Raw genomic sequence first — 21,375 nt, forward strand, 5'->3', positions numbered from 1 at the left:
GAGCAATTTCGTGCCGCTGATCTGCTTCGCGTCGCCCAAGGGTGGGGTCGGCAAGACCACGCTCACCGCCAACATTGCCGACGCGTTGCAGCGCCTGGGCCATCGCGTTCTGGCGGTGGACCTGGACGCCCAGAACGCCCTGCGCCTGCATTTCGGCGTGCCGCTGACAGACCGGGGCGGCTTCGTCTCGGAGCTGCTGCAGGGGAATGCGGACTGGCGCTCCCACCTGCGGCAGACGCCTTCCGGTGTGCTGCTGCTGCCGCACGGCGCGATGGATCTGCGCGGCGCGCTGGACCTCGCCGCCGCACTGGACCGCGACCCGGAGCTGCTCGGCAAACCGCTGCGCGAGATGCTGGCGGAACCGAACCTCGTGGTGCTGGCGGACCTTCCACCCGGCCCTTCGCAGGCGCTGGCGCTGCTGGCGCCGCTCGCCACCATGGTGATCGGTGTGCTGCAGGCCGAGGCGATCAGCGCGGCGCTCGTGCCGGAGATCGAGAGCGGGCGCTTCCTCGGCACGGGGACCATGGCCGCGCTGCTCGCTGGCCGCCTGCGCGTGGTGCTGAACGGGGTGGACCTTTCCTCCCGCCTCTCGCGCGCCTCGGCCGAGGCGGTGGCACGGCACCTCGGGTTCCGCATGCTCGGCGCCATGAGCCGCGAGGAGACGGTTGCCGAGAGCTTGGCTTGCCAGCGCCTGCTGCTGGACCACGCGCCTGAGAGCCGCGCCGCGTCCGACCTCAAGGAGGTGGCGCGGCTGATCTCGGCGGCGCTTCCCCCGACCATGGCCGCCACGCCACCCACGCCGGAGGCCGCGCTGGCGCCCTCGGCGGCACCCCTTCCGCAGCAGCCCACCGTTGAGGCCAGCCGATGAAGGCTTTCAGCCGCACCCTGGGTGGGAGCGTCTGGCTGGCAAGGCTGGCCGTGCTGGCCGGCTTCATCATTGCCCTGCCGTTCATCGTCGCGCCGCTTGAGGCGGAGCAGCAGGCCTGGGTCGCCGTTGGTGGCCTGCTGGTGTTCGCGATCTGCTCGCTGGTGCCGGGGAAGGGCTCGCTCGTCTTCCTGGCTCTGTTCTCCGGCGTGATCTCCAGCCGCTACATCTACTGGCGGATCACGGACACGCTGGACTACACGAACTTCCTTTCGACCTTCCTTGGCACCGGCCTCCTGCTGGCCGAGATCTACGCCGTCCTCGCGCTGCTGCTCTCCTATCTGCAGTCGCTCTGGCCGCTGGAGCGCCGCCCGGCGCCTCTTCCGGATGATCCGGAGGACTGGCCGACGGTCGATGTCTTCATCCCGACCTACAACGAGCCGCTGGACGTGGTGAAGCCCACCATCTTCGCGGCGATGGCCATGGACTGGCCCCGCCACAAGATGAACGTGGTGCTGCTGGACGACGGCCGGCGCGAGGAGTTCCGCGCCTTCTGCCAGATGGTCGGCTGCGGCTACATGATCCGCCCGGACAGCAAGGGCGCGAAGGCCGGCAACATCAACCACGCGCTGTCCCGCACTGACGGCGAGTACGTGCTGATCTTCGACTGCGACCACGTGGCCACCCGCGCCTTCCTTCAGATGACCATGGGCTGGATGGTGCGCGACGCCGGGCTGGCGATGGTGCAGACGCCCCACCACTTCTACTCGCCCGACCCCTTCGAGCGTAACCTGGCCTCCGGTACCCGCGTGCCGAACGAGGGACTGCTGTTCTACGGGCTGATCCAGCAGGGTAACGACCTCTGGAACGCGGCCTTCTTCTGCGGCTCCTGCGCCGTGATCCGGCGCACGGCGCTGGAGCAGATCGGCGGCGTGCCGACCGAGACGGTTACGGAGGACTGCCACGCCTCGCTCAAGATGCAGCGGCTGGGCTGGCGCACCGCCTATCTGCGCCTGCCCCTGGCGGCTGGCCTCGCGACGGACCGACTGATCGCGCATATCGGCCAGCGCATGCGCTGGGCGCGCGGCATGGTGCAGATCTTCCGGATCGAGAACCCGCTTCTCGGGCCGGGACTGAACCTGACGCAGCGGCTCTGCTACGTTGCCTCGATGTGGCACTTCCTCTTCCCGGTGCCGCGCTTCATCTTCCTCACCGCGCCGCTCGCCTTCCTTTTGTTCGGGCAGAACATCATCGCCGCCTCGCCGCTGGCGATCATCGCCTATGCGGGGCCGCACGTGGTTCACGCGGTGCTCACCAACTCGAAGCTGCAGGCGCGGGTCCGGCACTCCTTCTGGTCTGAGATCTACGAGACGGTGCTGGCGCTCTACCTGCTGCCCGTGGTGCTCACGACGCTGCTGGACCCCAAGCGCGGCAAGTTCAACGTGACGGACAAGGGCGGCACGCTGGAGGAGGGGTACTTCGACTTCCGCGCCACGGGCCCGAACTTCGTCCTCGCGATCGTACTCGTGCTCGGCCTCCTGTCCGGCATCTATGGCATGGCGGCGAACCCGCCGGAGAGCCTGGATTTCCAGGCCTATGCGCTGAACACCATCTGGGTCGTGCTCTCGCTGCTGACCGTCCTGGCGGGCCTGGCCGTGGGCCGTGAGCGCCGACAGGTTCGCGAGCGCGCCCGCATCGGCGCGATCATGCCGGTGAGCGTGGTGCTGCCGGACGGCCGCCTCGTCCCTGGCGAGACGTTGGACCTCTCGCTCGGTGGCGTGGCCGTGGCCGCGCCGCGGCCCGACGGGCTCTCGGAGAACGTACTTGTGACACTGGAGATCGACTTGGGTCCGGAACGCGTCGCCATCCCGGCCGAGGTGCTGCGCTGGCAAAACGACCGCCTGCAGATGCGCTTCATGCCGCAGGACGCCCGTGACGAGGGCAACATCACCCGCGTGGTGCTCGGCCGCGCCGACGCCTGGGTGGACTGGGACGACGTGCGCCAGGATCGGCCGCTCCGCTCGCTGGGCGAGGTGGTCCGCAGCATCGGCGGCCTGTTCCGCGGCGACAGTCAGTTCTCCCTACGCGCCCGCCGTGCCCGCCGCCAGGCCGCGACCCGCGCGGCCCGCGCCGGGGCACCCCGCCCCGCGGCGCCCGCCGTGCCGCAGCAGGCCCGCGGCGTGGAGGCCGCATCGCGCCGTTCCGCCGAGCGCGCCCGCCGTTCCGCCGCGATCCTCCTGGCGCTGGGCCTTGGCCTGCCGGCTACGGCGAACTCGCAGAACGCCTTCACCCCGCCGCCGCTGCCCGGTGGCGGGCCTGCTGCGCCGTCCTCCGCGTCCCAGCTTCCCGCGCCCCAGCCGCCGGCGGCCCAGTCCTCCGCGCCACCGGCTTTCACGCCGGCCCCTGCGCCGACGGCCGCGGCGCCCGTGCCGCAGTACGCGCCGTCCCCGCTGCCGCCGTCCGCGGCACCGGCAGCCGCTCCCTCGGCCGCTCCGCCGCCGGCGCAGGTCGCCCCCTCCGCCCCCGTGACCTTTGGCGGGGACGCTACGCCCGGCGCCGGTTCCCGTACCGAGACGCGGACGCTGCGGCAGCTTGGCCTGAGGAGCCCGATGCAGCTGCGCGGCCTCGCGGACCTGCAGGGCATCCTGTTCGGCATCCGGTCGGACGAGGTGGTCACTGGCGCGAAGCTGACGCTCCAAGGCGCCACGAGCCCGGCGCTGATCCCGGAGCTGTCCCAGATCGCGGTCACGATCAACGAGCAGTTCGTCGGGACTATCACGCCGGACCGCTCCCGCCCGGCCTTCGGCCCCGTGGAGTTCCAGATCAACCCGGTGTTCTTCGCCGACAGCAACCGGCTGAACTTCCGCTTCACCGGCCGCTACGCGGTGGAGTGCAACGATCCGCTATCCGGCCTGCTCTGGTCCACGGTCTCCGATCTCTCAACTCTTCAGCTCACGCTGGAGCGGCTGCCGCTGAACCGCGACCTGGCCCGCCTGCCCGAGCCTTTCTTTGATCCGCGCCTGCTGCGCGAGCCGCTGGTGCTGCCGGTGGTGATGGCCGAGGGCGCGGGGAACGACGCGGTGCGTGCGGCGCTCGTCACCTCCTCCTGGTTTGCCGTGCAGGCGGACTACCGCGGCTCCAGCTTCCCGGTCAGCGCCGTGGTGCCGGCGCGCGGCAACGCGATCGTCATCGCCACGGGCGCGGACTCGGTTCCTGGCCTGACGCTGCCACGCATGGATGGCCCGACGCTCGCCATCCTGCCCAACCCTAACGACCCGAATGCCGTGCTGCTGCTGGTCGGCGGCCGGTCGGGCGCTGAGGCGGCGACCGCCGCCCAGGTGCTGGCCACCGCGAAGGAAGGCCTCTCGGGTGAGACGGCGACTGTGCAGGTGCAGAACCTGCCGGCGCGCGAGCCATATGATGCGCCGCGCTGGATCCGCAACGACCGCCCGGTGCGCTTCGGCGAGCTGGTGGATCCGGCGGAGCTGCAGTCCTACGGCTACGCGCCGGGCCCGGTTTCCATCCCGTTCCGCACGGCGCCGGACCTCTATACCTTCCGCGACCGCAACCTGCCGGTGGATGTCCGCTTCCGTGCCCCCCCGGGCCCGATCCTGGACCTCGCCGTCTCTCGCCTCGATGCGGCGCTGAACGACGTCTACCTGAAGTCGTTCCCGCTGCGTGAGGGCGACCCGGGCTGGCCCTGGAACTGGGTGTACCGCACGGTCGGCAGCACCGGCTCCGAGCGCGCCGAGGGAAGCTTCGGCCTGCCTCCCTACCTCGTGTTCGGCCTGAATGAGCTGCAGTTCCGCTTCGACCTGCGCCCGCTTCATCGCGGCGATTGCGTGAGCGTGCCGGGCGACATCCGCTCCTCGATCGACGCCGACAGCACGATCGACCTCTCCGCCGCGTATCGCTTCACGGAGCTGCCGAACCTCGCCTACTTCGTCGGGTCGGGCTTCCCCTACACAAAGATGGCGGACCTCTCGACGACCGCGGTGGTCCTGCCGGACCGCGCCTCGGCGCTGGAGGTCTCCTCCGCCCTGAACCTCGTCGGGCGGATCGCGGCAATCGTCGGCTACCCGGCCACGCGGATCGACGTGGCCCGGCCGGGCGGGCTGGACGCGGTGAAGGACCGCGACCTGATCGTCATCGGGCCGCTCAACCGCCAGCCGGCGCTTGCTCAGCTGCTGCGCGACGGGCCGATCACGGTGGACGGCAACCGCGTGACGGTGGCCCTGCCGGACGCGCTGGAAGGCTTCCGCAATATCTTCATCTCCGACGACCGCCGCCTGGAGCGCGAGCGCCTGACGGCGACGCTGGGCGGCCAGGGCGGCGAGGGGAGCGGGTTGCTCATCGGCTTCCAGAGCCCGCTGAACGGTGATCGCTCCGTCGTGGCGCTGACGGGTTCCAGCCCGCAGGGAATGGAGGCGATGCTCGGCGCGCTGCGCGACCCCGACCAGCAGCCGCGCATCCAGGGCGACGTGTCCACCATCTCCAATGGGCGGGTCGAATCCTTTAAGGTGTCGCGGAACTACGGAGTGGGCAGCCTGCCGATCACGCTGCTGCCGCAGCGCTACCTGACCACCCGGCCGGACCTGATGCTCGGCCTGCTGGTCGTGGCGGCGCTGATCATCGCCATCCCGCTTTACTGGACGCTGCGCCGCCGGGCCGTTCGCCGGCTGAGGATCCGGACATGAGCTCCCTTCGCCATCACCTCCTGGCCGCGGCCGCGACGGCGGCGGCGTCGGTGACCTCCCTGGCATCGGTCCCCGCCTTAGCGCAGGGCACCGGGGTGCAGGTGCTGGTGGAGCAGGCGGGCTACTGGCGGGCGCAGGGCCAGCCAGCCCGGGCCGCTGCGGCGCTGGAGCGCGCCCTGGCCTCGCAGCCCTCCAACCCGGACGCTCTGGCCGCGGCGGCGCTGACCCAGCTTGATCTGGGGCAGCCCCGCGAGGCGCAGGACATCCTGGAGCGGCTACGCCAGGTGGCATCCGTTGGGGATGCGCGGGTGGCGAAGGTGGAGGCCGCACTGAAGGCCGCCTTGGACCGCACGGCCCCGGCCGCGGTGGCGCAGGCGCGCCAGGCCGGGCAGCGGGCGCTGGAGGGCGGGGACGCCGTCGCGGCGGCCCGCGACTTCGAGGCCGCCCTGGTCCGGGATCCCCGTGATGCCGGGGCGCTGGGCGGGCTCGGCCTGATCCGCCTGCGGCAAGGCCGTGCGGAGGAGGCTTCGGCGCTGCTGGGCCGGGCCGCTGCCGTCTCCGACGAGGCCGCGCGCCGCTGGGCCGCCCCGCTGGAGGAGGCCGCCTTCGCGGCGGAGCTGGCCGCGGCGCGGCGCCAGATCGGGCGGGGCGAAGCGGACACGGCCGAGGCGCTGCTGCTGCGCGCGGTGCGCCGCGAGGCCATGGACCGGGCCGAGGCCGAGGCGCTGCTGGGCGAGTTGGCGCTCCGCGCCGGAGATCTGGGGGAAGCCGAGGCGCGCTTCCGCAACGCGCAGCTGCGCCGCCCGGCGCTGCCCGCCGCCCGGGACGGGCTGCTGGAGACGCTGCGCCGCGGCGGCCGGATCGCTGAGGCCGACTCGCTGGCTCGGCAGGCGGCCGCCGGGGCCTCGCCTCGCGCCGAGGCGCTACGGGCCGAGGCGGCGCGCACCGACGATCCCGAGGCCGTGGCCGCGCTGCTTCGCAAGGCCGCCGAGGCCTCGCCGACGCCCTGGGCGAAGCTCGACCTAGCCCGTCTCCTTGCCCGGCAGGGCCGTGGGGCCGAGGGACGTGCGCTCCTGGAGGGCGGGCTGCCCGCCAGCCCGGCGCCAGAGGACCTTCTCGCGGCCGCTCTCTTTGCCTCCGACGAGGGGCGCTTCGCCGACGCAACCCGCCTTCTCGAGCGCGTGCCTGATAGGCTGCGCGGTTCCACCGGCGCCCGCCTTCTCCGCACCGTGCGTTGGCAGGTCGAAGTAACGGCCGCCCTGGCGCAGGATCCGGCCGGGATGCGCGGCGCGCTGCTCGCCTTGGCTGGCCGGCCCGACCCCTCGGGAGAGGGGGCTCTGCTGGCCGTGCGGGGCCTGCTCCGCGCGGGCGACCGGGACGGCTCGAAAGATGCGGCGCGTGCGGCCCTGGCCGCCAACCGCGGCGGCAGCCCAGCGGCCCGGATCGCCCTGGCCGGTGCCTTGGCGGATGCCGGCATGCCGCGCGAGGGCGCTGAACTCCTCAGGACCCTGGCCGCCGATGCCGGGCTGCCGGCCGCACAGCGCCGGCAGGTTGTCGCGCTGGGCGGGCCCGCCGGACCCCGCCTCGCCGCGGTTGCGCCGGCCGCGCCTCCCGCGCCGATCCAAGCCGATCCGCCGCGGATCTACGAGGGGGCGCGCGACCCGCGCGTGGCCGGCCGTATCGCCGAGGCGGTGCTGCGGCGCGACCCGCGCAACGTGGAGGCCCGGCTGGGCGCGACGGAAGCCGCGCTGATGCGGCGTGACGTCGACGCCGCCGAGGCGCTGGTGGCCGAGGGTCGCTTCCTGAACGCCAGCGACCCGCGCATCTCCGTGGCGGAGGCCCAGCTGGCCCGCGTGGCCGGCGATCGTCGCCGGGCGCAGACGGCACTGCAACTTGCGGCCGATCAGCGCCGCGCTCAGCTCGGCATGGTCGCAGTGCCCTATCGTCGCACGGTGCTCGCGGGTTCCGCGGCCGGGGATGGGCAGGGATCCTCCTTCGTGCCGATCGACTCGAATCCGGCCAGCGCGGCGCAGGTGGGCGTCACGCCCAGCCAGCTCCGCGAATCCGAGGATCCGCTGCTCAGCGAGATCGGCCGGCAGCTGCTGGAGGTGAACCAGGAGGCCTCCGGCCGCGTGGTGCCAAACTTCGCCTTCCGCGCCCGATCCGGCGAGCGCGGGCTGGAGCGGCTGCGGGAGTACGGCGGCGGCATCGAGGCCGGGGCCCCGCTTCCGGGCATCGGCGGCGAGCTGAGTGCCCGCGTGCAGGCCGTGACGCTCGATGCCGGTGATGCCGGCACTTCGACGGAGAGGCTGCGCCGCTTCGGAACCAACCCGCTGAATCTGCCGGGTATCGGCATCACCCCGGATGGGCAACCGATCGCCCCGACCGCGCTGCAGACAGAGGCTGCGCGCGTGCGCGACACGACCGCCACGGGAACCAGCCTTGGCATCGCCTACGCACGGAACGGCGTGACGGTGGACATCGGTTCCACCCCGCTCGGCTTCCGCGAGAGCACGGTGTTGGGCGGCGTGGAGCTGACCCCACGCCTGGCCGAGAATTTCCAGCTTCGCCTTCGGGGCGAGCGGCGGTCCGTGACGGACAGCGTGCTTTCATGGGCCGGGGTACGGGACACGCAGAGCGGCCTCACCTTCGGCGGCGTGACGCGGAATACCGGCATCGCGCAGCTGGAGTACTATCCGGGCCGCTGGGGTGGCTACATCGGCGGCGGCTACTCCTCCATCACCGGCCACAACGTGGCGGACAACCAGCGCTGGCAGGCCCAGGGCGGCGTCAGCTACGCCATTGTCCGCAATCCCGAGCAGGAGCTCGTGACGGGGCTGGATCTCGTCTACTTCAACTACGAGAAGAACCTCCGGAACTTCACCCTCGGCAATGGCGGCTATTTCAGCCCGCAGACCTACGTTGCCGCCTCCATCCCGGTGGACTGGCGGGAGCGGCGCGGGAACTGGGCCTATCGCCTGGGCGGCAGCGTCGGCGTGGGTTATTTCCGGGAGCGGGACACGGCGATCTTCCCGAACAATCCGGATCTCCAGGGTCAGCTGGAGGACAGGGCAACCTCCGCGGCCGCATCCGCCATCGTTATCCCCACGCGCTACAACGGCCAGAGCGCGACGAACTTCATCGCCGGCGCGCGCGCCGACGTCGAGTACGCGCTCACGCCCACGCTCCGCGTCGGCGCCTCCGGCCGCTACGACAAGTCGGCCGACTACAACGAATGGCGTGCCCTGGTTTATGCCCGTTACCGCTTTGACCCGTGAGGAGGCGACGCGCCTGATGACTGCCAAGGCCGATCCCCGTCCGGATTGGGAGGTCTTCCTCCGCGCCCTGCTGGACACGCTCGACGCCCATATGCCCGCCGAGGAGCGTGCCGTGCTGCTGCGCGCCATCGGCGCCCAGATGGCCGCGCTCTCGCCCATTCCGCCGGAGGACACGCTCTCCGGGCTGGAGGCGAGGATCAACGAGCGGCTGGCCGAGCCGCGCTGGGGCACCGTTTCCATCGCCCTCGATTCCAGCGGGCCCGCCTTGGTGCTGACCCATGAGACCGCGCCGCATCTCGGCACCGGGCAGGACAGCGCGGGCGGCTGGATGGGGCCGGTGCTGGAAGGGCTGCATGCCGGCTGGATCGCCGCCCAGCCGGGTGCCGAGCCAGACATCCAGACCAACCTCGTCAGCGCCGAGCACGACCGCTTCGTGCTGCGCTACGGCGTGTGACGGCGCTGCGGCCGGGCGATCAGCCCGGCCGTTCTCCTGCCTTCCTCTCCACCGTGCCGAGTGCGTCTGCCAGCCGCGCATTCGCGCTGCCTGGCCGTGCGGGCTTCGGCTGGTCGGGGCCAGGACTCCACCCCGTCAGCGTCAGCAGCCGCAGGGTCGCGCCGATCCCCTGCGGGCCGGCGGGCAGGGCGGACAAGGCCGTGGGGAACAGCGCGCGCGGCGGGATGCGTGCGTCGCGCGCGAGGACGGAATTTCCCTCGCCCGCCGCCTGGAGATCCCGCAGCAGCAGCAGCGGGTCGCGGTAGGCCAGGGCGATATCCTCCAGATCCGCCACGGGGATGGCGAAGCCGGCGCGCTGAAGCAGCGCCGCGCCGTCGCGGAGCTCGGGGAAGGGCGAGACACGGGGCGCCGCGCCGCCGCGAAGGGCCGAGTCGGCCGCGGTCAGCGCCTCCCGCAGCGGCTGCAGGGTGCCCAGCGCCGGCAGGGTGGCCAGGAAGAGCCCGTCCGGCACCATGGCCCGGCGGATCTGGGCCAGTGCGCCCGGCAGGTCGTTCACCCAATGGAGGCAGAGGTTGGCGACCACTAGGTCGAAGCTGCCGGCCTCGAAGGGCAGCCACTCCTCATCCCCGGCCAGGGGCAGGCCACCGGCAGCGGCGGCCTGACGGGAGGAGAGGTCCATCGAGACCACGAATTCCGCGCCGCGCGCCCGGAGGGCCGGCGCGATCAGGCCCCGCCCCCCGATCTCCAGCACCCGGCCGAAGCGACGCGTGGTGTCGTCCAATCGATCCAGCAGGCGCTCCGCCGCGGCCTCGAGGATGGGGGCCACCCGGTGCTGTGTGGCGACGGCCCGGTCCCGCCGGCGGCGCAGCAGGGTGCGGTCGAAGACGAGATGGGACGATCCGCTCATTCCCGGGATATGTCGTGGCCTGGTCTCCACCGCCAGGGGCCTTCCAGCTAGGCCCGCGCCCTGCGATGGTTCCGGAGGTGCTGGTAGAGGGGGAGCGGGGCATGGGGGCCCTCTTGGTCGCGCTGCGCCGGGGCGCCGGTGGGCTGCTGGACGCGGTGCTGCCGCCGCAGTGCCTCTCCTGCGATCGGCCGGTGTCGGAACAGGGATCGCTCTGCTCCTCCTGCTTCGGCGCGCTCCATCTCCTCGTCGATCCCATGTGCCGTCTCTGCGGCGTGCCTTTCGAGCACCAAGGGCTAGGGGAGGGTGGCCTTTGCCCGGCCTGCGCCGCCACGCCGCCGGTTTTCACCCGTGCGCGGGCAGCCTTCGCCTACAACGACGCCGTGGCTCGGCTGGTGCTGCCCCTGAAGCACGCGGACCGGACGGAACTGGCCGCGCCCCTGGCCCAGCACATGGCGCGGGCCGGTGCCGCCCTGCTGGACGCGGCGGAAATCCTGGTGCCCGTGCCGATCCACCGCCGCCGCCTCCTGGCGCGCCGCTACAACCAGGCGGCGCTGCTGGCCATCAGGCTCGGTCGCCTCTCGGGCCGCCCGGTGCTGCCGGACGCGCTGCGCCGGGCCCGGCCGACGCCCTCTCTGGGCAAGCTGGGCGCCGAGGCCCGCCGGGCGGCGCTGCGGGGCGCCATAGAGGCCGCGCCGCGGGCCGTACCAAGGCTCCGGGGCCGCCGAGTGCTGCTGGTGGATGACGTTCTGACCAGCGGGGCCACGGCGGATGCCTGCGCCGCCGCGCTGCTGGAGGCGGGCGCCGCGCAAGTGGATGTGCTGGCGGCGGCGCGCGTGCCGGATCCTCGGCTCTCCGGCGCCCGGATGCCTTGAAGGGCGGCATCCCGTTACCGAGATGAGCGGGATGGCCGAGATCGAAATCTATACCATCCCCTACTGCCCGTACTGCGACCGCGCGAAGGCGCTGCTGACGCGCAAGGGCGCGAGCTTTCAGGAGATCGACGCGCCGAGCGGCTCGCCCGCGCGGAAGACGGCGATCGAGCGCTCGGGCGGGCGCACGACCGTGCCGCAAATCTTCATTGGCGGGCAGGCGATCGGCGGTTCGGACGACCTGGCGGCGCTGGACCGGGCGGGGAAGCTGGACGCGCTCCTTGCCGCCTGAGCCGTGGTCACCAGGCTGGCACTTCCGGCCCGGGAGTGCCAGAACGGGCGTTTCGACCCGCAGATCAGTAGACGAGAGATGATCCACTACCAGCTTCGCTGCAGCCAGGACCACGGCTTCGACGGGTGGTTCAAGGACAGCGCCGCTTTCGACAAGCTGGCGGCCGCCGGGCTGGTCGATTGCCCCGTCTGCGGCGACACGAAGGCGCGGCGGGACCTGATGGCGCCGGCCATCGCCAAGCCGCGCGCCGAGCCCGCGCCCGTTGTGAAGCCCGCCGAGACCCAGCCCGCCCCGCAGGAGAGCGCCGCGACGGCCGGCCCCATGCCCGCCCAGCTCATGGCGCTGCTGCAGCGCATGCGGGCGGAGGTGGAGAAGAACTGCGACCATGTCGGCCGCGACTTCGCCGAGGAGGCGCGGAAGATGCACCGGGGCGAGAGCGAGCGCCGCGGGATCTACGGCGACGCCACCCCGGAGGAGGCGGAGGCGCTGGCCGACGAGGGGATCGAGATCGGCAGCATCCCCTGGGTGCCCCGGGCGGACGGGTAGGGCGGCTCAGTCCTTCTCCGCCATTGCGATGTAGTTGATGCCCAGGTCCCGACTCTCCCGCCACACGCCGGAGAGGGGATCGAAGCTCATCCCGGCGATGTCGGCCACGCGCAGGCCCACCCGGCGCAGCCCCGCGCCGAGTTCGGCGGGGGTGACGAACATCCGCCAGTCATGCGTCCCGCGCGGCAGCAGGCGGAGCACGTACTCCGCCCCAAGCTTCGCGACCAGGAAGGACCGGGGCGTGCGGTTGAGGGTGGAGAGGAACACTGCCCCGCCCGGCCGCGCCACCCGCGCCAGCGCCGAGAGGAAGGCCGCGCGATCCTCCACGTGCTCGATCACCTCCAGCGAGACGACGGCGTCCCAGGTGCCGGAAAGGTCCTCCGGCCGGCCCTCGCGGTAGTCGATGGACAGGCCGCCCGCATCCGCATGGGCGCGCGCGGCGGAGAGGGCGGCGCCGGCGGCGTCCAGCCCTGTCACCTCTGCGCCGAAGCGGGCCAGGGCCTCGCTGGCCAGCCCGGCGCCGCAGCCCACATCCAGCACCCGCAGGCCGGAAAGGTCCCGCCCGGCGCGGCCGTGGCGGCGGGCGAGCCGTTCCGCAATCCAGCCGGTGCGGAGGGGGTTCATGGCGTGCAGCGGGGCCATGGGCCCGCGCGGCTGCCACCACTCGGCCGCCAGGGCATCGAACTTGGCGACCTCGCTGGCCCGGACGGTGCCCTGCTGCATCGGAATCCCCCAATCACTGCCCCGCGAGGTTGCCCAGGGGGGCCGGGGCCGGTATCTGTGCCGCCCCGCGCCGGGACGCAACCCGCGCGGCCCCTCTCGCGCCCACAGACACGGCGGTAATCCGACCCCCCGATGGCCCGCATCGTCATGAAGTTCGGCGGCACCTCCGTCGCCGACCTGGACCGTATCCGCAACGTCGCCAACCGCGTGAAGCGCGAGGTGGAGGCCGGCCACGAGGTGGCCGTGGTGGTTTCCGCCATGTCCGGCGTGACCAACCAGCTCGTCAAATGGTGCTCCGAGCTCTCCCCGCTGCACGACGCGCGGGAGTACGACACGGTGGTCGCGACCGGCGAGCAGGTGACGATCGGGCTCCTGGCCATCGCGCTGCAGACGATCGGCGTGGATGCCCGGTCCTGGCAGGGCTGGCAGGCCGGCATCCGCACGGACGGCGCCCACGGCAAGGCGCGGGTGGAGGAGATCGACGGCGCCCGGCTGATTGAGCGCATGCAGCGCGGCCAGGTGCCCGTGGTTGCCGGCTTCCAGGGCATCGGCCCGGATGACCGGGTGACAACCCTCGGGCGCGGCGGCTCCGACCTCTCGGCGGTGGCCGTGGCGGCGGCGGTGAAGGCCGACCGCTGCGACATCTACACGGACGTGGACGGCATCTACACGACCGACCCGCGCATCGTGCCGCGGGCGCGGAAGCTGCCGGCCGTGGCCTATGAGGAGATGCTGGAACTGGCCTCGGTCGGCGCGAAGGTGCTGCAGACCCGGTCGGTCGAGCTGGCGATGAAGCAGAAGGTCCGGGTCCAGGTCTTGTCCTCCTTCGAGGACAAGCCGGGCTCGATGGTGGTGGACGAGGACGAGATCGTGGAACAGCCCCTGGTGACGGGTGTCGCCTATTCCCGGGACGAGGCGAAGGTCACGCTGCGGCGGGTGCCGGATAAGCCTGGCATCGCGGCCACCGTGTTCGGCCCCCTGGCCGATGCCAATGTGAACGTGGACATGATCGTTCAGAACCTCGGTTCCGACGGCACGACGGACATGACCTTCACCGTGGGCAAGGCCGACCTCCCGCGTGCGCGGGAGGTGCTGGAGAGCCATCGCCCGACCATCGCCTATGCCGAGGTGCTGGCGGACCCCGAGGTGACGAAGATCTCCATCGTCGGCATCGGCATGCGCAGCCACGCCGGCGTCGCCGCCACCATGTTCAAGACGCTGGCGGAGAAGGGGATCAACATCCAGGTCATCTCCACCAGCGAGATCAAGACGAGCGTGCTGGTCGGCGCCGAGTACACGGAGCTGGCGGTGCGTGCCCTGCACACCGCCTACGGGCTGGACGCCCCGGCCTGAGGAGAGGGGCCCGATGATGGACCTGCCCGCGATCCCGCCCGCCCAGGGCGATACGCCCGGCACCCGCGCGGCGGAGACGGCGGGTGGCCCGGTGCCGCCGCCCCCGGCCGGTCCTTCGGACGCGGCCGCCCGCGCCCGGCTGGCGCGGCTGATGGCGCGCGGCGCGGCCTTCCTGGGCAGCGAGGTCGCCGTGATGGGCGGCGCCATGTCCTGGATCAGCGAGCGCAATCTTGTCGCCGCCCTGTCCAATGCCGGGGCCTTCGGGGTGATCGCCTGCGGAGCGATGGAGCCGCCGCGCCTGGCGGAGGAGATCGCGGCCACCCAGGCGCTGACGGACCGCCCCTTCGGCGTGAACCTCATCACCATGCATCCCCGGCTGGACGAGCTGGTGCAGGTCTGCCTGGATGCGAAGGTGGGTCACATCGTCTTCGCCGGCGGCATCCCGCCCACCCCCGCCATCCGCAAGGCGAAGGAGGGCGGCGCCAAGGTGGTGTGCTTCGCCCCCGCCCTGGCCCTGGCGAAGAAGCTCGTCCGCTCCGGCGCGGACGCGCTGGTGATCGAGGGCTCTGAGGCGGGCGGGCATATCGGCCCCGTCTCCCTCAACGTGCTGGCGCAGGAGATCCTGCCCGCCATGGCGCCCGAAGTTCCCGTTTTCGTGGCCGGCGGCATCGGCAGGGGCGAGGCTATGCTCTCCTACCTCGAGATGGGCGCGGCGGGCGTGCAGATGGGAACCCGCTTCGTCTGCGCCGCCGAGAGCATCGCTCACCCGAACTTCAAGAAGGCTTTCATCCGCGGCGCGGCGCGCGACGCCCTGCCCACGGTGCAGCTGGACGAGCGCTTCCCCGTGATTCCCGTGCGCGCCCTGCAGAACGAGGGGACGAGGCGTTTCCTGGAGCATCAGGCCGAGGTGATCCGGCGTCACCGCTCAGGCGAGCTGGACAAGGCCGCCGCCCAGCTGGATATCGAGCACTTCTGGGCCGGCGCGCTCCGCCGCGCGGTGATCGACGGGGATGTTGAGAACGGCTCCCTCATGGCCGGGCAGAGCGTGGGCATGGTGAACGGGGAAGCGCCCGTGGCCGAGATCCTGGCCGAGCTGACGGCGCAAGCGGCGGCCGCCGTGGCCGCCCGCGCCGGTTGAAGCTACGCGGGCCGGCGCAAGCGGCCCGCGCAACCGCGCCGGGGGTCGCAAGTTTCCCTGGGCAGGCGCCCGGGCCTCGTGCGGAGGATCGTGATCGGGCAGGGCTTCCGCACCCCCGCCCCGCGCGTTAGGACTGCCCCGATCCACCCCCGAGAAGTTCCTTTCCCCCTATGGTGAAGCCCGAAATGATGACGGCGGAGGCAGCCCGCGTTGGCGAAGAGCTGCGGGACGCCCGCCTCGCCCTGGGCGCCACGCTGGAGGAGGTGGCGGACAGCCTCCGCATCAATCGCCGCTACCTCGCCGCGCTTGAAGAGGGCCGCAGCCGCGATCTGCCAGGGCCGGCCTATGCGGTGGGCTTCGTGCGGACCTATGCCCGGGCGCTCGGCCTGGACGCGGACGACATGGCGCGCCGCTACCGCGAGACCGGCGCGCCCGGGAAGGGCAGGGACCTCGTCTTCCCCGAGCCGGTGCCGGAGCGCGGCATCCCGGCCGGTGCGGTGATCCTCCTGGGCGTCGTGATCATGGTCGGCGCCTACGCGGCCTGGTGGCGGTGGAGCGGATCGGCTGACCGCACAGTGGACCAGGTGCCGCCCGTACCGGCGCGGATCGAGCAGGCGGCGCGCGACGCCAGGCAGGCCACGGGCATGCCCCCGGCCGACACGGCCCCGGTGCTCCCGCCGACGCTGGGGCAGGCAACGCCGGGCACCGCGGCCGGCCGGCCTGGCGTGACCCCGCCGCCCCCTGGCGGTCCGGCCGCGGCCCAGCCGCCCGCCGCCGCTGTGCCGCCTGCCGCAGGCCCGGCAGCGGCTCCCGCGCCCGCCGGCACGGCGCAGCCCGGCTTCCGCCCGCCGGCGCTGCCCGGCACGGCGCCTTCACCTGGCGCCGCCCCGATGCCCGCGGCCGCCACTCCCGCCCCGGCGGCACCCGCGCCGCCGCCGCCGACCACCCCTACATCCCCGACGGAGCCGCCGAACCGGCTGACCCTGCGCGCCACGGACGAGTCCTGGGTGCAGATTCGTGATCCGCGCTCCGGCCAGACCGTGCTGAACCGCGTTCTGCGCGCGGGCGAGACCTACGCCGTGCCGCGCGAAGGGCTGGTGCTGACCACCGGCAAGGCCCAGGGCCTGGAAATCGTGGTGGACGGGCAGGCAAGCCCTGTCCTGGAAGGGCGGACGGGCGTGGTGCGCGACATCCAGCTCAACCCTGACCAGCTTCGCCAGCCCCGCCCAGCGCCCCCGGCGCGGTGAGGCGGACCGTGCTTCCGCTCGGCGGAGGAGGGATGGTCACCTGATCATCCCTTGGCCGGCGGCGCGCCGCCTGCCATATCGGGGGGGCACTTCGGGAAAGTCCCGCCAATGTCCTCCTATCGTCCGTACCAGCACATCGAGCGCCGGAAGTCCCGCCAGATCATGGTGGGAAAGGTTCCCGTGGGCGGGGATGCGCCGATCACCGTCCAGACCATGACCAACACCCCGACCGAGGACGCCGAGGCGACCATCGCCCAGATCCGGCGCGCCGAGATCGCCGGGGTGGATATCGTCCGCGTCTCCTGCCCGACGGAGGAGGCCACCGCGGCCCTCGCCGAGATCGTGCGGGAGGTGAACGTCCCGGTCGTGGCCGACATCCACTTCCACTACAAGCGCGCCATTGAGGCCGCCAAGGCCGGCGCCGCCTGCCTGCGCATCAACCCCGGCAATATCGGCTCCGCGGAGCGGGTGAAGGAGGTGGTGAAGGCCGCGCGGGACCATGGCTGCTCCATCCGCATCGGCGTGAACGCCGGCAGCCTGGAGAAGCACCTGCTGGAGAAGTATGGGGAACCCAACCCGGAGGCGCTGGTCGAGAGCGCCCTGTGGCACGCCGACCACCTGCTCCAGAACGACTTCGACCAGTTCAAGATCAGCGTGAAGGCCAGCGACGTCTTCCTGGCCGTGGCCGCCTACCAGCAGCTCGCCGAGGCCTGCGACCACCCCCTGCACATCGGCATCACCGAAGCGGGCGGTAAGCGCGCCGGCACGGTGAAGTCCTCCATCGGCCTGGGCAACCTGCTCTGGGCCGGGATCGGCGACACGCTGCGCGTCTCCCTCTCCGCTGAGCCGGAGGAGGAGGTGCATGTGGGCTGGGACATCCTGAAGTCCCTGGGCATCCGCCACCGCGGTGTGAAGATCATCTCCTGCCCCTCCTGCGCGCGGCAGGGCTTCAACGTCATCAAGACCGTGGAGGCGCTGGAGGAGCGGCTGGCCCATATCGAGCAGCCCATCACCCTCTCCATCATCGGCTGTGTGGTGAACGGGCCGGGCGAGGCGCTGATGACGGATATCGGCCTGACCGGCGGCGGCTCCGGCACCCACATGGTCTACTCCGCGGGTAAGACGAGCCATACGACGAAGACGGGCGACATGATCGACCACATCGTCGGGCTGGTGGAGGCCCGCGCCGAGAAGCTGGCCGCCGAGAAGGAGGCCGCGAAGGCCGCCGAGGCGGTCGGCGACATCCCCCTCGCAATCCAGGCGGCCGAGTGATGCCCAGCGCAGAAGAAGGGGAGCAGCACCCCGTCCTCGCTGCCATGGAGCAGGCGATACTCGATCTCCTGGAGGAGTTCGAGGAGGGGCACGGCCCGCTCGACGAGCAGGACGCCGAGGTCTTCGAGCAGGCGAAGGAGCATCTTCGCCGCGCGGTGACGGTGCTGCGGGAGGGCTGAGCCCCCCTCGTCAGTGATGCGGGCCGAAGCCCACGGCGCTGATGTAGAGGGCTGCTCCCGCGGCAAGCAGGCCCGGCACGACGAGGACGAGCAGGAGGAGGCAGGCCAGGAATGGCCGCCCCCGCCGGGCGAGGGCGCGACTTCCGGCCAGGACCCCTGCTGCCGCCGCGAGGAGGAATACCTCCGACGCGCCGGGGGCACCGAAGAGGCCCATGCCGACAAGGGCCAGGAACGCGAGGGCCACCAGCGCGCCGAGCACAAAAAGAATCCGGTAGCCGATCATCCTGCCTCTCTAGGGCGTGGCCGGGCCGGGCGCAAAGCGGGGGTAGGGACATCGCCTCCCGGCGGTGCTAATGCGCCCGCCACCATGGCCAAGCCCGACCTTCAGCCCGCCCGCGGCACGCACGACCTGATCGGCGAGGAGTTCCGGCGCCACCACCACGTCATCGACACGGCGCGGCGCATCACCTCCCTCTACGGCTTCGAGGAGTGGGCCACCCCGATTTTCGAGGACACGCGCGTCTTCTCCCGCAGCCTGGGCGAGACCTCCGACGTCGTCTCGAAGGAGATGTACACCTTCACGGATCGGGGCGGGGAGAGCGTGACCCTGCGGCCGGAGGGAACGGCCGGCGCCTGCCGCGCGCTGGTGACCAACGGCCTGACCCAGTCCAACCTGCCGCGCAAGGTGTTCTACGCCGGCCCCATGTTCCGCTACGAGCGGCCGCAGAAGGGACGCTACCGCCAGTTCCACCAGATCGGCGCCGAGGTGATGGGCGCGGCCGAGCCGCTCTCGGACGCCGAGGTGATCGCTTGCGGCTGGCACATCCAGCAGGCGCTCGGCATCACCGAGGGGACGGTGCTGGAGATCAACACGCTGGGCGACGCGCAGAGCCGGGACACCTACCGCGCCGCGCTCGTGGCCTATTTCCAGGCCTCCGTGGACAAGCTCTCCGAGGAGAGCCGTGGGCGGCTGGAGAAGAACCCGCTGCGGATCGTGGACAGCAAGGACCCCGGCGATCGCGCCCTGGTCGCCGATGCGCCCACCATCCACCAGCACCTGACCGTGGGCGCCGCCCGGCACTATGCCGAGGTGAAGCGCGCGCTGGAGCGCTTCGGGGTGCCCTTCCGGGAGAACCCGCGCATCGTGCGCGGCCTGGACTATTACAGTCACACCGCCTTCGAGTTCGTCACCGAGCGCCTGGGGGCTCAGGGCACGGTGATGGGTGGTGGGCGGTATGACGGGCTGGTGGAGGAGATGGGCGGCCCCGCCACGCCCTCCGTCGGCTGGGCGGCAGGGGTGGAGCGGCTCTCCATGCTGCTGGACGCCGCACCCGCCGCGCCGCGCCCCGTGGCCGTGATCCCGGTCGGCGAGGCATCCGAGGGCGCCGCTCTGGATGCCGTCCAGGCCCTCCGCCGGGCCGGGGTGACGGCCGAGATCGCCTACAAGGGCAACCTGAAGCGCCGCATGGAGCGCGCCAACCGCCTGAACGCCCGCGCCGCGGTCATCATCGGAGACGAGGAGTTGGCGGAGGGGGCCGCGCAGCTTCGTGACCTCGATGCCGGCACGCAGGAGCGGGTTGTCCTGGCGGAACTGGCCGCCCGGCTGGCCTGATGGCGCTTCCCGCAAAGCTGGACCGCCTCCTCACCCGTGCGGAGGAACTGCGGCACGAGTTGGGCACGGCCGATGGCAGCCGCTTCGGCGCGCTGTCGAAGGAGTTGTCGGACATCGAGCCCGTGGTGGCCAAGGTGCAAGAGCTGCGCGAGGCCGAGCGCGCCCGGGACGATGCCGAGGGGATGATGGCCGACCCCGAGATGCGGGAGCTGGCCGAGGCCGAGTTCTACGAGCAGCGCGATCGCGTGCCCGCCCTGGAGCACGAGATCCGCATCATGCTGCTGCCGAAGGACGCGGCGGACGAGCGCTCAGCCATCCTGGAGGTACGCCCGGCGGCGGGCGGGGATGAGGCCGGGCTTTTCGCCGGCGAGCTGTTCCGTGCCTACCAGAAATACGCGGAAGCCCAGGGCTGGCGCTTCGAGATCCTGGAGTGGGACGAGGGCGAGGCGGGCGGCGTGAAGGGTGCCTCCGCCTCCATCACCGGCCGCGGCGTCTTCGCCAAGCTGAAGTTCGAGAGCGGGGTGCACCGCGTGCAGCGCGTGCCCGCCACCGAGACCCAGGGGCGTATCCACACCTCCACCGTCACGGTCGCCGTGCTGCCGGAGGCGGAGGAGGTGGATGTGCAGATCAACGAGAGCGACCTGCGGATCGACACCTACCGAGCTTCCGGCGCCGGCGGGCAGCACGTGAACAAGACGGACAGCGCCGTCCGCATCACCCACATCCCCACCGGGACCGTGGTGGCGATGCAGGAGGAGAAGTCCCAGCACAAGAACCGTGCGAAAGCGATGAAGGTGCTGCGCGCCCGCATCTACGAGGCCCAGAGGCAGGCCCTGGCGGGCGCCCGGGCCGCGGACCGCAAGGGGCAGGTGGGCACGGGGGACCGCAGCGAGCGCATCCGCACCTACAACTTCCCCCAGGGCCGCGTGACCGACCACCGCATCGGCCTGACCCTGCACAAGGTGGACCGGGTGATGATGGGCGAGCTGGACGAGGTGATCGATGCCCTGATGGCAGAGGACCAAGCCGCCCGCCTGGCGGCCGAGGAGGGATGAGCGACTGCGAGCCCGGCGTTTCGGTGGGGGCCTTCCTCTGCCAGGCCGGGCAGCTTCTTCGCGCCGCTGGGATCGAGGGCCCCCGGATGGAGGCCCGCCTCCTCCTCGCCCATGCCATGGGCTGCCGGCAGGAGGACCTGCTGCGCGACCCCCGGGCGCCAGTGCCGCCGGCCGCCCAGACCGTCTTTCGCGCCGCTCTGGCCGCCCGGGCCAGGAACGTGCCCATGGCGCGGCTCCTCGGCCATGCCGGCTTCTGGACCCTGGACCTGCTGGTGGACGGCTCCACCCTCATCCCCCGCGCCGACACGGAGACGCTGGTCGAGGCAGCCCTGGACGCTTTCCCGAATCGGGGTGCCGTGCGCCGGGTGCTGGACCTCGGCACGGGCACGGGCGCGCTGCTGCTCGCCGCCCTTTCGGAGTTCCCCACGGCCTTCGGCGTGGGGGTGGACCGGGAGCCTGCCGCGGCGGCCCTGGCCCGCGCCAACGCCACCCGGAACGGGCTGGCGGATCGCGCCTTTATGGTGGCGGGGGACTGGGCCGGCGCCCTCTCCGGCCGCTTCGACCTTGTCCTGTCCAACCCGCCCTACATCGAATCCGCCGTCATTCCCGCCCTCATGCCGGAGGTTGCGCTGCACGAGCCCGCCCTGGCGCTGGATGGCGGGGCGGACGGGCTGGACGCCTATCGCTTTTTGGCTGGGGCGCTTCCCGGCCTTCTGGCGCCGGGCGGCCGGGCCGTGCTCGAACTAGGGCAGGGGCAGGAGATGGCGGTGACCGCCCTGGCCCGCACAGCCGGGCTCCGGATCCTGGAATGCCGCCCCGATCTGGGTGGCGTCCCCCGCGCCCTGGTTCTGGCAGGCCTGTAAAAAACCATTTGGCGGAATCGCTCGG

Annotated in this window: 18 protein-coding genes; 15 read left to right on the top strand and 3 right to left on the bottom strand. The window is 72.3% G+C overall.

Features of this window, described 5'->3' with window-relative positions; all coding sequences use genetic code 11:
* Positions 1-10 precede the first annotated feature (10 nt).
* Genes NRP21_RS10675 through bcsD form a run of 4 tightly spaced genes read left to right on the top strand, consistent with a single transcriptional unit; the run spans position 11 to position 9,294 of the window.
* Entirely contained in the window at positions 11-868 is an 858-nt protein-coding gene (locus tag NRP21_RS10675) for a cellulose synthase operon protein YhjQ/BcsQ (protein WP_257716182.1), read from the top strand.
* Positions 865-5,562 (top strand): UDP-forming cellulose synthase catalytic subunit, encoded by a 4,698-nt coding sequence (bcsA, locus tag NRP21_RS10680; protein ID WP_257716183.1) that lies wholly within the window; start codon positions 865-867, stop codon positions 5,560-5,562. Before NRP21_RS10675 ends, bcsA begins: the two co-directional genes overlap by 4 nt.
* Entirely contained in the window at positions 5,559-8,840 is a 3,282-nt protein-coding gene (locus NRP21_RS27885) for a cellulose synthase subunit BcsC-related outer membrane protein (protein ID WP_308219876.1), read from the top strand. Before bcsA ends, NRP21_RS27885 begins: the two co-directional genes overlap by 4 nt.
* A gap of 16 nt (positions 8,841-8,856) precedes the next feature.
* Positions 8,857-9,294: a cellulose biosynthesis protein BcsD gene (gene bcsD / locus NRP21_RS10695; protein WP_257716184.1), complete on the top strand. Its 438-nt coding sequence runs from the start codon at positions 8,857-8,859 to the stop codon at positions 9,292-9,294.
* A 19-nt stretch (positions 9,295-9,313) separates the two neighbouring features.
* Here bcsD and NRP21_RS10700 read toward each other — a convergent pair whose 3' ends face one another.
* A complete protein-coding gene (locus NRP21_RS10700; RefSeq protein ID WP_257716185.1) occupies positions 9,314-10,201 on the bottom strand; it encodes a methyltransferase domain-containing protein in 888 nt (295 codons plus the stop codon).
* Between the two features lie 101 nt (positions 10,202-10,302).
* Here NRP21_RS10700 and NRP21_RS10705 point away from each other — a divergent pair, with 101 nt between their 5' ends.
* The 3 genes from NRP21_RS10705 to NRP21_RS10715 all read left to right on the top strand — a co-directional run bounded on the left by NRP21_RS10705 (position 10,303) and on the right by NRP21_RS10715 (position 11,908).
* The gene (locus NRP21_RS10705) at positions 10,303-11,073 is read left to right on the top strand and encodes a ComF family protein (RefSeq protein WP_257716186.1); all 771 of its coding nucleotides are present in this window, start codon (positions 10,303-10,305) and stop codon (positions 11,071-11,073) included.
* Positions 11,074-11,104: 31 nt separating this feature from the next.
* Positions 11,105-11,362, top strand: coding sequence for a glutaredoxin 3 (gene grxC / locus NRP21_RS10710; RefSeq protein WP_257716187.1), 258 nt, complete (start codon positions 11,105-11,107; stop codon positions 11,360-11,362).
* A 78-nt stretch (positions 11,363-11,440) separates the two neighbouring features.
* Positions 11,441-11,908: a DUF1178 family protein gene (locus NRP21_RS10715; RefSeq protein ID WP_257716188.1), complete on the top strand. Its 468-nt coding sequence runs from the start codon at positions 11,441-11,443 to the stop codon at positions 11,906-11,908.
* Positions 11,909-11,914: 6 nt separating this feature from the next.
* Here the strand turns inward: NRP21_RS10715 and ubiG are convergent, their stop codons facing one another.
* Positions 11,915-12,631, bottom strand: a complete 717-nt coding sequence (gene ubiG, locus NRP21_RS10720) for a bifunctional 2-polyprenyl-6-hydroxyphenol methylase/3-demethylubiquinol 3-O-methyltransferase UbiG (RefSeq protein WP_257716189.1) — start codon at positions 12,629-12,631, stop codon at positions 11,915-11,917.
* A 132-nt stretch (positions 12,632-12,763) separates the two neighbouring features.
* Here ubiG and NRP21_RS10725 point away from each other — a divergent pair, with 132 nt between their 5' ends.
* From NRP21_RS10725 to NRP21_RS10745, 5 genes are all read left to right on the top strand, one after another.
* Positions 12,764-13,984, top strand: a complete 1,221-nt coding sequence (locus tag NRP21_RS10725) for an aspartate kinase (protein ID WP_257716190.1) — start codon at positions 12,764-12,766, stop codon at positions 13,982-13,984.
* Between the two features lie 151 nt (positions 13,985-14,135).
* Positions 14,136-15,122, top strand: a complete 987-nt coding sequence (locus NRP21_RS10730) for an NAD(P)H-dependent flavin oxidoreductase (protein ID WP_257716208.1) — start codon at positions 14,136-14,138, stop codon at positions 15,120-15,122.
* Positions 15,123-15,292: 170 nt separating this feature from the next.
* On the top strand, positions 15,293-16,369 hold the full coding sequence (locus NRP21_RS10735; protein ID WP_257716191.1) for a helix-turn-helix domain-containing protein: 1,077 nt from the start codon (positions 15,293-15,295) through the stop codon (positions 16,367-16,369).
* A gap of 108 nt (positions 16,370-16,477) precedes the next feature.
* A complete protein-coding gene (ispG, locus tag NRP21_RS10740) occupies positions 16,478-17,641 on the top strand; it encodes a flavodoxin-dependent (E)-4-hydroxy-3-methylbut-2-enyl-diphosphate synthase (RefSeq protein ID WP_257716192.1) in 1,164 nt (387 codons plus the stop codon).
* Positions 17,641-17,820, top strand: a complete 180-nt coding sequence (locus NRP21_RS10745; protein WP_257716193.1) for a hypothetical protein — start codon at positions 17,641-17,643, stop codon at positions 17,818-17,820. The genes ispG and NRP21_RS10745 overlap by 1 nt, the downstream gene beginning before the upstream one ends.
* Before the next feature lie 10 nt (positions 17,821-17,830).
* On the opposite strand, the gene NRP21_RS10750 is transcribed toward NRP21_RS10745, so the two are convergent.
* Complete coding sequence (locus NRP21_RS10750; protein ID WP_257716194.1) at positions 17,831-18,103, bottom strand: hypothetical protein; 273 nt, start codon at positions 18,101-18,103, stop codon at positions 17,831-17,833.
* A gap of 84 nt (positions 18,104-18,187) precedes the next feature.
* On the opposite strand from NRP21_RS10750, the gene hisS reads away from it, so the two are divergent.
* From hisS to prmC, 3 genes are read left to right on the top strand one after another with little or no spacing between them, the layout of a single operon-like run.
* Positions 18,188-19,432, top strand: coding sequence for a histidine--tRNA ligase (hisS, locus tag NRP21_RS10755; RefSeq protein ID WP_257716195.1), 1,245 nt, complete (start codon positions 18,188-18,190; stop codon positions 19,430-19,432).
* Positions 19,432-20,487 (top strand): peptide chain release factor 1, encoded by a 1,056-nt coding sequence (prfA, locus tag NRP21_RS10760; RefSeq protein WP_257716196.1) that lies wholly within the window; start codon positions 19,432-19,434, stop codon positions 20,485-20,487. The genes hisS and prfA overlap by 1 nt, the downstream gene beginning before the upstream one ends.
* Positions 20,484-21,350: a peptide chain release factor N(5)-glutamine methyltransferase gene (gene prmC, locus NRP21_RS10765; protein ID WP_257716197.1), complete on the top strand. Its 867-nt coding sequence runs from the start codon at positions 20,484-20,486 to the stop codon at positions 21,348-21,350. Before prfA ends, prmC begins: the two co-directional genes overlap by 4 nt.
* The last annotated feature ends 25 nt before the right edge of the window (positions 21,351-21,375 follow it).

The organism is Roseomonas populi (assembly GCF_024594815.1).
Classification (GTDB): domain Bacteria; phylum Pseudomonadota; class Alphaproteobacteria; order Acetobacterales; family Acetobacteraceae; genus Roseomonas; species Roseomonas populi.